Origin of the sequence: Halodesulfovibrio marinisediminis DSM 17456 (genome assembly GCF_900129975.1) — a bacterium.
Lineage (GTDB): Bacteria > Desulfobacterota > Desulfovibrionia > Desulfovibrionales > Desulfovibrionaceae > Halodesulfovibrio > Halodesulfovibrio marinisediminis.
The window spans coordinates 521646-535263 of sequence record NZ_FSRG01000006.1 but is presented as its reverse complement, the minus strand read 5'-3'; the positions used below and the strand labels follow the sequence as shown (position 1 = coordinate 535263).

11 protein-coding genes are annotated in these 13618 nt (G+C 44.9%); all 11 read left to right on the top strand.

What is annotated here, in order from left to right:
- Nucleotides 1-473: 473 nt before the first annotated feature.
- Complete coding sequence (locus tag BUR09_RS13620) at nt 474-2189, top strand: sensor histidine kinase (RefSeq protein ID WP_074217485.1); 1716 nt, start codon at nt 474-476, stop codon at nt 2187-2189.
- Nucleotides 2190-2258: 69 nt separating this feature from the next.
- Nucleotides 2259-2642 carry a hypothetical protein gene (locus BUR09_RS13615; protein ID WP_074217484.1) on the top strand — a complete coding sequence of 128 codons (384 nt, stop codon included), beginning with the start codon at nt 2259-2261 and terminating at the stop codon, nt 2640-2642.
- A gap of 17 nt (nt 2643-2659) precedes the next feature.
- Complete coding sequence (locus BUR09_RS13610) at nt 2660-3040, top strand: response regulator (protein ID WP_074217483.1); 381 nt, start codon at nt 2660-2662, stop codon at nt 3038-3040.
- 132 nt (nt 3041-3172) lie between these two features.
- Nucleotides 3173-4657: an ATP-binding protein gene (locus tag BUR09_RS13605; RefSeq protein ID WP_074217482.1), complete on the top strand. Its 1485-nt coding sequence runs from the start codon at nt 3173-3175 to the stop codon at nt 4655-4657.
- Nucleotides 4639-6036 (top strand): sigma-54-dependent transcriptional regulator, encoded by a 1398-nt coding sequence (locus BUR09_RS13600; protein WP_074217481.1) that lies wholly within the window; start codon nt 4639-4641, stop codon nt 6034-6036. Before BUR09_RS13605 ends, BUR09_RS13600 begins: the two co-directional genes overlap by 19 nt.
- 353 nt (nt 6037-6389) lie before the next feature.
- Nucleotides 6390-6773 (top strand): hypothetical protein, encoded by a 384-nt coding sequence (locus BUR09_RS13595; protein ID WP_074217480.1) that lies wholly within the window; start codon nt 6390-6392, stop codon nt 6771-6773.
- Between the two features lie 3 nt (nt 6774-6776).
- Nucleotides 6777-8144 carry a sensor histidine kinase gene (locus BUR09_RS13590; RefSeq protein WP_074217479.1) on the top strand — a complete coding sequence of 456 codons (1368 nt, stop codon included), beginning with the start codon at nt 6777-6779 and terminating at the stop codon, nt 8142-8144.
- Between the two features lie 27 nt (nt 8145-8171).
- Nucleotides 8172-8555 carry a response regulator gene (locus BUR09_RS13585; protein WP_074217478.1) on the top strand — a complete coding sequence of 128 codons (384 nt, stop codon included), beginning with the start codon at nt 8172-8174 and terminating at the stop codon, nt 8553-8555.
- Between the two features lie 44 nt (nt 8556-8599).
- Nucleotides 8600-9850 carry a sulfite exporter TauE/SafE family protein gene (locus BUR09_RS13580; RefSeq protein WP_074217477.1) on the top strand — a complete coding sequence of 417 codons (1251 nt, stop codon included), beginning with the start codon at nt 8600-8602 and terminating at the stop codon, nt 9848-9850.
- Nucleotides 9851-9852: 2 nt separating this feature from the next.
- The gene (locus BUR09_RS13575; protein ID WP_074217476.1) at nt 9853-10563 is read left to right on the top strand and encodes a hypothetical protein; all 711 of its coding nucleotides are present in this window, start codon (nt 9853-9855) and stop codon (nt 10561-10563) included.
- Between the two features lie 3 nt (nt 10564-10566).
- Nucleotides 10567-13158, top strand: a complete 2592-nt coding sequence (locus BUR09_RS13570) for a PEP/pyruvate-binding domain-containing protein (RefSeq protein ID WP_084539490.1) — start codon at nt 10567-10569, stop codon at nt 13156-13158.
- The last annotated feature ends 460 nt before the right edge of the window (nt 13159-13618 follow it).

Sequence of the window (13618 nt, the reverse complement as noted above, 5' to 3'; positions counted from 1 at the left end):
ACAAAAATACACCTTGAACGAATTGTCAGCATCTTTAAAGCAATTAACGAGCATGGCTGACTCCTAAGGAGTTTAGGTTAGGGAAAATGGTATTATAAAAATATACGGTGCTGGGATGGAAAGACCAATTAGATTTTGAGAACTTGCATTGTCGAATATATAGGTTCTCAATCAATTTTTAAGTTAGGCAATGAGGGCTGTGGCATGTGTCGTATAGGTTGATTATGTGTTTTCGATAGCTGTGCTTGAGCTTGGAAATACAGGTAGAATCAGTACTGTCAGGGTGTCTGTGTATGCGTCAGGTTTCTTTACGATTGTAAAGAGAACTGACGTTTTTTTTGGGCTTCTGAAAATTTTGAGCTGCCTATTGTCTTGTTTTGTATGGATAAAAAAGTGGAACACCTTTTGCTTTTAGTTTGGCAAGTGAAATAAGCAAATGCCCTGTAATGTCGTTTAGAGTGGGGATATAGCTGATGGTTGCATTGAGTCGTTTATCAAAATTTTTCGGGAAGTATTTTATCCCCAAAGAGGAAGGCGGATTGCGTCGGTATAATGTTTTGCGATTTAAGATGATCGGACTTTTCGGGATGGTGGCACTTGTTCCATTGTGCCTTATGGCGCTGATCAACTTCCATATTTACAAGACTTCTTTGGAAAAAGAACAGCGGTTATCTACCCTTAGCCTCGTTAATAAGACTAAATATTCTTTTGAACTGTATTTAAATGAGCGGCTCTCTGCGGTGAGTTTTATTGCTGCAACACACAGCATTGAAGAGCTTTCAGATACGCAGAACCTTCGAAAAATATTCCATAAGGCAAAAGAAGAATTTGAAGGGCTTGTGGATTTAGGGCTGATTAACTCTGAAGGAAGGCAGGTTGCATATGCAGGGCCATACAACCTGTTAGGAAACGATTATTCGGAGCATGACTGGTTTAATGAAACCAGAGTGCGTGGAACATATATAAGCAGCGTATTTTTAGGGTATCGAAAACTGCCTCACATTGCGATTGCAGTTGAGAGCGTATCTGCAGATGGCGAGCCGTGGGTTCTGCGGGCGACCATTGCAACTGAACCTTTCTCTAAGCTGATCTCCTTCATGAATCTTGCTCCCGGTGTGGATGCATTTCTTCTCAATAAGAACAAAGTGTTGCAAACGGAGTCCAGACTGTTTGGGCCTGTACTGGGAACAGTTCCATTTGAGTTGCCCCATGCTGCGTATCGAGGTGGTAATTCGGTCATAACAACGGAGCAGGGCAATTTTTCAGCGACATACGTCAATTTTATGCAGCCGGAATTCATATTGATGGCTATGCGGCCGGACACACAGGGCAATGGAGCATGGTTCTCATTACGGTCTGACTTGTTGGCGGTGCTCATAGGTGGTGCCGTGCTGATTACCCTTGTTGCGTTCGGGCTGACAAATGTGCTTATCCGTCAGCTGATGATGGCAGATGAATGCCGCGCAAATATTATGAAAGAAATTGAGCATACACAAAAGTTGTCTTCTATTGGCCGACTTGCCGCAGGGGTTGCTCATGAAATTAACAATCCTCTTGCCGTGATCAAAGAAAAGTCAGGGCTAATGAATGACATATTGGCGAGGGCTCCGGAAACAGAACTGACTGGAATGCTTAATCGGCAAATTGGCGGAATTACATCTTCGGTTGAACGATGCAGTGTTATAACGCATAGACTCCTTGGCTTTGCCCGTAAGGTTGAGCCAAAGAAAGAGTGGCTGGATATAAACGAGGTTGTCAGAGAAGTTTTGGAGTTTTTGGAAAAGGAACTTACCAAGCGTTCAATTTCCATAAACCTTATGTTGCAAGAAGCGTTGTCTGAGATTGAGTCCGATAAGGGGCAGTTGCAGCAGGTATTTTTAAATATTGTAAGCAACTCTCTGGAAGCAGTGGAAGAGGGCGGTGTCATATATATCGAAAGTAAAACTATGGAAGACGGGGTTAAAGTCATTATCGGGGATAACGGTTGCGGTATGAGTGAAGAAACTATGGACCGGATCTTCGAGCCGTTTTTCACCACAAAACGAAATGCCGGAAACGGACTCGGATTGGCCATTTCATACGGGATTATTCGTAAGTTGGGCGGCGACATTTCTGTAACCAGTAATGTCGGTACAGGAAGTGTGTTCACCATAACGTTGCCTTTCTCAATGGAACCGAAGAAGGCGTAGAACAGGAAAAGAATGAGGCAATCTTTGCGGTCGGGCAGGGCTGGCAAAGAAAACATTAAGGAGGAAGTCATGCAGGGTGTTTTTATGTTTTTAGAAAAGTCGTTTACAGCTGCAACCTTTGCAGAAGCAGGTTTTCATTCCACAGCACGGGATATCGCAAAGCTGTCTCAGCCAGCTGATGGATGGCTGGAAGACCATATGATTTCTGCAGCAATGGCAGAAGGAGACTGGGCCTCCCGTATTGAACGTGAAAAAGCAACTACAGTTTTTGACGTAATGGACAATCTGTTTGTTCCAATGACGTATGCAGAAGCAGGGCATTTGGATACTGCCCGACAGCTTATGGGCAAAAAGGAGTCTCTTGCTGAACCTGAGCAGCAAGAGTTTATGTCCTTTATGGAAACAGTGGGGCTTAGACAAGATCAAGTTCGCTATGGTCTTGTAACTATTTAATGTGGAGTAGAGTATAGATGCGCGAAATTAAGCTACTATTGGTGGATGATGAGCAGGATTTTGTAGAGACCCTTGCGGAACGGCTACGCCTGCGCGATTTTGGATCCACTGTTGCGCTGGATGGCGAAACTGCGCTATCCATTGTTGAAGAAGGCGTTCCAGATGTTATGTTGCTCGACATAATGATGCCGGGTATTAACGGACTTGAGGTGCTCGAAAGGGTTAAGCAAAATTACCCTGGTGTACAGGTTATAATCGTAACTGGTCACGGTGGGGAAAAAGAAAAAACGCAGGCAATGCAGTTAGGTGCTTTTGCTTACATGACAAAGCCTGTAGATTTTGAAACACTTATCATCACGGTTATGGCAGCCTATGAGCAGGTTGGTGCAGAGCCATAATGATGCTTCCTGTGTGGAATACGCAGAGTATATTTTGGTTACGGCATTGGCGCACACAAGTATAATGGGTCTACCTCGTGATTAGGTCGGCCCGTTATCTTTTTATGGAAAGCAGTAAAAAAGGTAGTAAGCATGTTTTCATTACGCACCCGAATAGCATTGTTACTGTTCTGCGTTATTATTCTGAACTTAGCTGGCGCGGGTATAACACTGTGGTATACAAACCGGACGCAAAGTCTTCAGGTACAGCTTTCTGCGAAAAACGTGGCTGCGCTGGAAGCATCACACGGCCTCTCTGCTTCTTTGATGGATCAAAAGGGAAACACAACATATTATCTTTTGTCCCATGATGATGCGTGGTTAAAAGAGCTGGATACAAAGCGTGAGCTTTTTGAAGGTTGGTTAAAAAAAGCAAAGGAGTCTGCATTTTCCCCAGAAAGCTCCCTTGTTCTGGCTGACCTTGAAAAATTGTATGCGGAATATGACGCAAGCAGGAAAGAAGTTATTGAACTATACAAAGAGGGACAGCCGCAAGCAGGGGCAGAACTGCACTGGAAGATCCGTGATGAATTCAACACGTTATTATTGTTGAGTAAAGAATTTCGTGCACTTTACCTGCATGCCGTTGAGCAGAATCGTATAGAGTTTGAGGAAGAAGCAGAGATTTTCAGTGATACTATTGTGGCTGGGTTAATTCTATCAGCGCTTATAGAGATTCTTCTTATTGTCTTTTTATATAGAAAGATTCTTGATCCAATCCGTACCCTTGCACATGCCACAGGTGATGTGGGCGAAAGTGGTGCTCTTTCCACAAAAAACGATGTGCTCGCACTAAGCAATAAGGTTGAATCGTTGATTACGCATATTGATGATGCACAAAAAGAGCTTGATGCCAAAAAGGAAACGTTGGTGCATTCAGAGAAATTGGCGCTGGTTGGTAAGCTTGCAGCCGGTGTTGCGCATTCAATCCGTAATCCGCTTACATCTGTAAAAATGCGCCTGTTCTCTTTAGAGAGATCATTAGAGCTTGATGAACAGCAGCAAGAAGATTTTGATGTTGTAAGTGAAGAGATTTCTCATATTGATAACATCACGAAAAACTTCCTTGAATTTTCTCGTCGACCTGAACTGAAGGCAAAGATTCAAAGCCCTTCAGAAGTTGTTGATATGGCGTTGCGTTTGCTGAAGTACCGTTTTGAATCACAGGAAGTGAATGTTTCTGTGGAGCGAACGGGAATTCTTCCTGCAATTCCTATTGATGGCGGACAATTAAAAGAAGTGCTTGTTAACCTGCTGTTAAATGCATGTGATGCAATGGTGCAGGGGGGCTCAATTACTATTACGGAAAAAACTGACGTTGTTGATCCGTTGGGAACCATTGTATTCATCAGAATAGAAGACACAGGGCCTGGAGTGTCTGAGGAAGTTCTTGAAAAGATATTTGAACCGTTTTTTAGTACAAAAGAAGAAGGTTCCGGTCTTGGGCTTGCTATAGCACGACGAATTGTAGAAGAGCATGGCGGCTGGTTGCATGCTACTTCGGTTGAAAATCAGGGAACAACATTCTTACTTGCGCTTCCAGCAACAAGAGGGAACACATGGCAAAAATTCTCTTAGTAGATGATGACGCTCAGTTGCGTAAAAGTTTTCAAAATATCCTTCGCGCGGAAGGGTATGATGTTGTGGAAGCGCATTGCGGTGAAACAGGTGTTGAGCTGGCAGAAAAAGAACGTCCGGACATTGCAGTGCTTGATGTGCGCCTTCCGGGCATGAACGGTCTTGAAACATTTAAGGCACTGCGTGCGCTGTATCCTGACTTACCGGTTCTGATCATGACGGCATATGGCACTACAGATACCGCCATAGAATCAACCAAGATGGGGGCATTTGACTATGTCATGAAGCCCTTTGATGTTCCTGAGATTCTTTCCCTTATTGAAAAAGCAATTCAGGCGGCAGAAGCTACGGCCAACGCGACTCCGATGTCTTCTGAAACACCGATACTGCTCGGGAAGAGCAGGGCTATGCAGGACGTGTGTAAGAAAATTGGCAGGGCTGCCCCTACTGATGCAACAATACTCATCCGTGGTGAGTCCGGCACCGGTAAGGAGTTGGTTGCTCAGGCTATTCATAAACACAGCCTGCGTTCAAAAGCGCCGTTTCAGATTATCAATTGCGTTGCCATTCCGGATACGCTGCTCGAAAGCGAATTGTTCGGGTACGAGAAAGGCGCGTTTACTGGTGCTTCCCAGCGTAAGGCAGGTAAAATTGAATTGGCAAACGGCGGTACTGTTTTTCTTGATGAAATAGGTGATATGCCGATGTCAATTCAGGCTAAAATCTTGCGCCTGTTGCAGGAACGGCAAGTCGAACGTCTCGGGGGCAGTCAGCCAATATCCGTGGATGTACGAGTTGTTGCTGCAACAAATAAGGATTTGGAACAGGCGGTTGCAAATGGAGAATTCAGGGAAGACCTATATTATCGTTTGAATGTGGTGAGCATTAAACTGCCTCCAATTCGTGAGCGTAGTGAAGATATTCCTATGCTTGCGGAGCATTTTCTTTCAATGCATGCCAGTGCCTCTGATATGCATAATCCTGGGTTAACTGAAGAAGCGCTTGCAACGCTGCAAAAATACTCTTGGCCTGGAAACGTCCGTGAGCTGAGCAACAAGATGCATAAGGCGCTGATATTCAGCCGCGGGCTTCCGCTTGATAGAGAAGACATCATAAAACTTGTGGACGGTGCTGCTGCAGCTCCTCAGTCTGAAGGTGATGAAGAAGATGTGCGTGCATGGGTGTCTCGAGTGCTACTTACAGAACACCATGAAAAGACATTTGAAACTCTTGCAGACCGTTTCGGTGCCATTGTGATTAATGAGGCGCTGGAATTGGCTTCATGGAATAAAACCCGTGCTGCCAAGCTACTTGGAATGTCCAGACCAACGTTACTCAGTCGAATTGAAAAATACGGGTTAAAAGATAAGGGACGGTAGGCGTAGCCTGACAAGTTCTAAATAATACCGGATGAGATAAGGTCTGTCTTCCTTTACGGAGGAAGTAGATACCTTTTCTACGCCGGAAGCGTTTCAATAAATAAGAAAGGGCGGCAACATAGCTGCCCTTTTTTGTTGTCCTGAATTGTGAAGGAATTTGGACGGCTGGTGTAAAGGGTTTCGAACGAAACTGTAAAAGAATACTATACCAACTGTAAAATATCCTGACGAGAGAGTGTGCCTGTTTTGGGTGCACTCTTTTTTGTTGTTTGTAAAAAGTTTTATAAAAATAGATGGTTATTGTTTTATCTACAGGTCGTGAAAGTTGGCACAGCGCTTGCCTTATGTAAAGCATGGTATGCAATGTTACTACATATAACTTCCCGGCAGCGCTTGGTACTCAGGCTCGTCGTCCTAGCATGTGGAATGAAAAAGGTGCCACCACCTTTTTATTCTTCGATGGGACTGAGAACCTTGTCTGTGGAGAAAAGCTCCTCGCAGCCAGCCAGAAAGATTCGATCACATCTTTTGCTGCAGCTTGTATCTCCACGGTGAAGGCTAGCATTGTATGTGGTGGCATTGCATACCTTTTTATCCCAACGATACTGAGACTGCTGAGCGTAGTTGTTCCGTATCGTCAGCAGGCACTCTTGATGAAACGCATTGTAATGAAGGCTGAACGTGTTGTTGGGGCCATTCGTTTACTGTTGTCATGCAAAGCTGCGCGGGAGGAGTAGGGTATGTATATTTCCTCGCATAACTCCTTCCGCTGGCTTGCAGCACGAATTTTTTTGATTGGCATTGGACCGCTGTTTATTCTGTTTGTGGTTCTGTGCAGTCGGGTAGTTCAAAACTTTTTGGAGGATGCAGCAACTCCTGCTCTCCGTTACGCGCAGGCATTGGTAGGTAGCCACGAGATGCGTACTACGGAGGACATGCGTGTGAAGTTGTCCATGTTGCTCCCGAGCGGGCAGTGGATTCTCCAGAATGAAGTAAATGCAATAACGTCTTCAAACATTGAAGATGTCGAAGAGCAAATGCGTCTTATTGAAACCGTTCATAACCAGAACGGCGATCATACAAGCTCAATATATGTTCCCATGTGGCCGATTTCACCAAATTCCAGCGTATGGCTACATGTGTATGTACCGGGGGCAGGCAGTGTCTTTTATGGCGTATCCATAGAGTCCCTGCTCCCCGGTGCTACTTTCTCATTCGGTTTGTGTCTGACGTTGTTTTTTTCCCTTCTTGTTACATCCATTTTTAATTCAGTCATTTTTTCAAGCTTTGTTCACGAGAAGCTCGCACAGGAAAGGGTACTGCGGGAAAAACTTGAACAGAAGTTAATTGAGTCCAATCGGCTTTCTGCTCAAACGAGAGTTGTTGCAGGAATTGCGCACGAAATTAACACGCCGCTTGCCATTATGATTCAGGAAGCGGGTTGGGTTAAGGAGTTGCTTGAGGATCTTCAGGAGCAGGTTGATCTGCTGAATAAGGAACCGAGAAAGGCGCTATGTGCAACGTTTGCGGAGATGGATAAGTCGCTCAATGTGATGCGCAAACAGGGCAAACGTTGCGCGGACATTACGCATGGCTTGCTGCGAATGTCGCGCAAGGGCGCTGAGAATAAAGCTGAAGTTGATGTGAACGCAGTGGTTCAAGATGTCGGGCACCTTTTACAGCCTAAGGCAACAGAGCTTGGTATCGCGTTTAAATGGCAATTGAATGCTTTTGTGCCTGCATATGCGTCATCAGGTCATGTTCAGCAGATTTTATTGAATGTTGTGAATAACGCCATTGATGCCGTTGCTACGAGCGAAAGTGAAGCACGTAAGGTCATTGTTTCAACCTTCAGTACAAAACAGTCTGTTCTTATTCGAGTAACGGACACAGGCGCCGGATTATCACTCGAGCTGAAAAATAGAATTTTTGAGCCTTTTTTTACAACAAAGGCAGCGGGGCAGGGCACCGGACTGGGATTGTCGATCTCTCATGCTCTTGCGAGGCGTAACAACGGAAACCTTTCTGTGGAATCAAGTCCAGGAAAGGGAAGTAGTTTTACGCTGACTCTGCCAGTGGCAGAGGTGGATTTTCTGCCTGCAATGTAGGCAGCCAGACAAAGGAGAGGTGAGCAAATGGAAGAATTAAAATTACTATTAGTTGATGACGAACCGGATTTTCTGTCCGTTATCGCACGCAGACTTGCACGAAGAAATGTTTCTGTAAGTGTTGCATCCTCCGGCTTGGAAGCCTTGGATAAATTGGAAGCAGAACCTGTAAAAGTGGTTGTTCTGGATGTGAAGATGCCGGGAATTGACGGCATTGAAACACTACGCCGGATCAAAGAAAAAATGCCGGATGTGGAAGTGATCATGCTTACAGGTCATGCGGATTTAGATGTTGCTATCAGCGGCATGGCACTTGGTGCCTATGATTATTTGCTTAAGCCTGCCGACATCGATGAACTGATGTTTAAAGTTCACGATGCAGCAAGTGTACATAATTCACACCGTTCTTAGAGGCAGATTTTTAGAACGTGTGGATAGCTATCTAGGAGGAAGTTATGAGGAAATTCTATGCTGTATTAATGGCAGCTTCGCGAGCGCACGCGAAGTGGGAACTAGAGGTTTCGCACAATATACTGCGAAGCAAAAAACGTATGTTGATACTGTTGGCTTTGGCGTTACCAGCAATCGTTGTGTCCTTGGCAGTGGCCGGCGATGCTATGCCTGAAATTTTGGGCGGAAAAAAGGCATACTCACCTGCTTTTTACACACCTGGAATTTTTGTAGTATCAATTGTTATCGGTCTTTTTGCAGGTCTTATCACCGGGTGTATCGGTGCCGGCGGTGGCTTTATTATCACTCCGGCTCTTATGAGTGCTGGTATTAAAGGTATCTTGGCAGTAGGTACCGACCTTTTCCATATCTTTGCAAAAGCAATTATGGGAACAGCAGTTCATAAAAAACTCGGTAACGTATCACCAAAGCTTGCTATAGCGTTTCTCGTGGGTTCGCTGGGCGGCGTAGTTGGTGGCGGTCTTGTTAACAGGGCTCTTTATGAAATTAATCCGGTGTTGAGTGACACCTTTATTAGTGCAATCTATGTCGTTTTGCTCGGATTCCTTGGGTTCTACGCGTTGAATGACTTCTTGAAGTTGCGTAAAAATGATGATGGCGGCGATGTACATGGTTCCGGCCCTGAAGATGGACAGGGGCTGTCTTCTAAGCTTCAGGGTGTAAACTTACCGCCAATGATCACATTTGATGAAGATCTGGTACCAGGCGGCAAGCAGATCTCAGGCGTTTTCGTTGCTCTCTGTGGTGCATTCGTAGGATTTGTTGCAGCAATCATGGGTGTTGGCGGCGGCTTCCTGACCTTCCCGATGTTCGTATACATTCTGGGTGTGTCCAGCTTTACAACTGTTGGTACTGATATCCTTCAGATCATCTTTACCGCCGGTTTTGCTTCCATCACACAGTATGCGATTTACGGCTTTATTTTCTACACCCTCGCAATGGGGATGCTTATTGGTTCCTTGCTCGGTATCCAGCTTGGTGCACTTACAACTCGCGTTGTGAAAGGCATCTACATCCGCGGTTTTTACGCAACCGCAATCTTAGCCGGTTTTGTTAACCGACTGTTTGCACTGCCGGTAAAACTGCAGGAAATGGAAATTCTGGACATCTCTCCTGAGATAGCAAAAACAATGGCAACTTGGGGCAACTACGCGTTCTTTGTTGTGGTAAGTATTTTTGCTCTGTGGGTAATTACTAAGTTTATTACCAACATACCAACACTGAGGAGGGACTAGTCATGCTGGTTCGTGATCGAAAAAGTTTTATGCTTGGGTTGGCAATGGCCATAAGCTTCGGATGTGTTTTTGCCGCATTGTTCATGCCTTGGTACGGTAACGGCAGGTGTGCTTTCGAGGCCTCGGACGATTTGTTCAACTCAATTTCAAAAGGTTCTACCCACTATATTGGTCAGTTAAGAGAACAGAATAAAGCAGTTGAAAATACATCCGTTGCTGTAACTTTGGAATACAGCAGTAAGGAAGTAGCTGAACAGGCAGCGTTGCTTCTGTCCAGTGTAGGTACTGTCACAATTAAGGATGCTAAAGCATTGGAGTACAATGGTTCTCTTGGTGCTATGCTTTCTGAAGCCATTACAGACAGTGATAAAGCGTTCTACAATGATGAAGCCACCTTTATGAAAAAGTACGGCATGCTTCCTAAAGTAGCTATGTACAGATGGTGGCAGACGCTTACAGAAACTGAAAAGTCCCTGAAACGCCAAGAGTTGTTCGCTGAGGCTGTAGTGGTAAATGCAGTGATGGTTAGGGGAGTTGAGGTTGGTTATAACTACTTCGGCATTGAGCCAAGAAAAGCCTCAACCAGCTATGGTATCTTGACATTTGCACTGGTCTTCTATGTTCTGTACACATTATGGTGGGGATACGCTCTATTCTTCTTATGTGAGGGTGTAGGACTTGCTATGAAAGGCGGTTCAAAAAAGGAAGTGTAATGAATGAAGATCCTTCATCACGTTACGCAGTGCTTGAAGGAACTTGCTGAAACGACAAAATGCCTCTTCTCCTCTGAAAGTATGGGAGAAGAGGCGTTACAGCAAGAGTTCTCTAAGGCTGCGTCGAACTTTAAACGCTTAATCAGCGCGAATAACAAGGCTCTGGATGTTATGGCGCAGATGGAGCTTGCGTTAACAGAAGGGCATGAGTTTGATGCGACGTACGTGCGGACGCAGGTTACGCGCGTCAATACCGCCGTGTTCCAGTTGATTACGTGCATTGAAGGATATTCTCCCGAAAAGTTTGCTCCTGTCAGGAAACGTTTTTTGGAAATTCAAAAGACGCTGAATGACGAGCTGTTAACTATCCCTTCCGCAACAGAAAGTCCGCTAGTGGTGCCTTTCTCTGATATTACAGCTGATGACGCCCTTATTGTTGGCGGAAAAGCTGCCAATCTTGGCGAGTTGAAGAACAATGTAGGTGTTCCAGTACCGGATGGTATTGTAACCACCTCCAATGCATTCTGGGTGTTCATGTGTCATAATGAACTCCATGAAGTTTGTGACCGGAGATTACGGCAGGTTACGTCCCAGTCTCTTACAGAGCTTTATGCTGTCTGCTCAAAAATTCGTCAGGACATTATAAAAGCTCCTGTCCCAGAAGAAATTTCTACTGAGATTGTGCGCCTTGTTAAAAAGCTTGGTGATCCTTCAACACAGCATTTTGCTGTCAGAAGCAGTGCTATTGGTGAAGATGGTCGACACCATGCTTTTGCAGGCCAGTATCTTTCCCGTCTTAATGTTGCTTATGATGACATTCTGTTTGGGTGGAAAGAAGTTGTTGCATCTAAATATTCACCGGAAGCCGTTGCCTATCGTAAAGCCAAAGGGCTTGCGCCACGTGATCTAGCTGTGTGTGTAGCAATAATGCCTATGCAGGACATGATTGCTGGCGGCGTGATCTATAGTACAGATCCTATTGATTGCTCGCGAAATGTGTCCACTATCCATGCTGCTCATGGGCTTCCTAAGGGAGTAGTGGATGGCAGAGTTGCGGCGGACGTCATCAAAATGTGTAAGGAGCAGGATACTTGCACTGCGATTGTTGAGCAGGATATTGCCAACAAAGAGAAGCAGTATGTTTCTGTGGATGATGGAGTTGAACTAGTCCCTGTTTCTTCGGAAAAGCAGTATGCCCCAGTGTTGACGTTGGATGAGCTAAAGCAGTTGCAGCACGATGCAGCAAAGATAGAAGCGCATTACGGTTATCCTCAGGATATCGAGTGGGGGCTTACTCAAGATAGAAAGATTCTTTTTCTTCAAAGTCGTCCGTTAGCTCAGTCTCCTTGTATACAGCATTCAATTGAGGTTTATGCGCCGTTACTGCTCTCAGGTGGAGATACTGTCTCTACAGGTGTGGGGTATGGAGAGTTGGTGTTTGTTCAACGGGAAGTTGATGCGCTGACATTTCCAGAGGGTGCTATTTTACTTGTTCAATACGCGTCCCCACGCTGGGCTCCTCTTTTGTCAAAAGCAAATGGTGTGATTTCCGGAACAGGCTCACGGGCAGGACATTTAGCAAGTGTCGCAAGAGAGTATGGGGTTCCGGGAATTTTTGGCGTGGGAAATGTTAAGAATCTGGCTGAGTACAAAGGCGAAGTCACTTTGGATGCACCATACCGTAAGGTATATGCAGGAAAGGTAGATGCGTTGTTGGAATTGTGGAGCAGAAAAAGCAGGTCGATTAAAGGAACACCTGTCTATCAACTGCTTGCCTCAGCAGTAGAGAAAATAGTTCCGCTGCACTTAACTGATCCAACCAGTCCTGATTTTACGGCAGAAAATTGTAGGACACTTCATGACATCACACGCTTTTGTCATGAGTATGCAATTGATGAAATGTTTCGTATCGGAAGGGACATGCATATTCCATCCGGCAAGACTAAGCAGCTGTATGACAAATGCCCTATGCAGTACTGGGTTGTAGATTTGGATGATGGGTTTATTACGCATCCGACAGGGAAATTTATTACATTCGACAACATCTCATCCGGTCCAATGCTTGCTATCTGGAAAGGAATGACTGCCGTAAAATGGGCAGGACCACCCCCAGTGAGGGCTAAAAGCTTTTTATCGATTTTAGCAGAATCAACTTGTGATCCATCTCTCGTGCCGGACGCAAGCTCTGTGTACTCGATGCGGAACTACTTTCTTATAAGCAGTAAGTTTTGTTGCTTGCAGTTTCGTTTTGGTTATCACTTCTGCACAGTAGAAGCACTTGGTGGGGATGTGTCTGCAGAGAATTTTATTTGTATGAAGTTTTCAGGTGGTGCGGCTGATTTAAAGAAAAAGAATGCGCGAGTTCGTCTGATAGCAATAATTCTCGATGAGCATGATTTTAGAGTAAGTGTGGTTAAAGACCGGCTTTCAGCACGGTGCGAAAACATGTCAGTAGAAGACATTGAGCGCAGGCTTCATGTTATCGGGCACCTACTTATGCATACTCGTCAGCTCGATATGATTCTGCACTCAGAACAAGCTTTCAATAATGTATTAGCAAAGTTGCGTAGGGAGATTGCTACGCTTGTTGGATAGTGTTTACTATTTCTGTCAGCTTACTGATGGGGCTTTTTCAGCTGGGTTAGTTGGGGAGAATGAGCCTTAAAGCAGAGGCTGATGGAAAAAGAGGGGACCATTGTGAGATGATATGTGTTAAGCAGGTGGTAGGCTAACTTTATGTTTTTTAAACATTATCTAATTCGCAGTGGTAAAACAGAGACCTTTAATTAATGATACGTCATCCATCATTAGTTAAAGGTCTCTGTTTTTATGGAATGATTGTTTAATGTCGCATGTGGTTGGGGGGATTATTAGGAACTTAGAGTTGGTATTGTGCTTTTGGTGAAATGTTGTATGGGGGGTTTTGATTTGACATTCTGGGTGGGGTGTTGCGGCGGGTCGTATTGTTTTGAGGAATAATGTGTGATGTTGGCAGGGGGGGACTTGTGTTCCAATGGATTAGGGGGCTGGAGTGTTTATTACTTCATTCCATGAA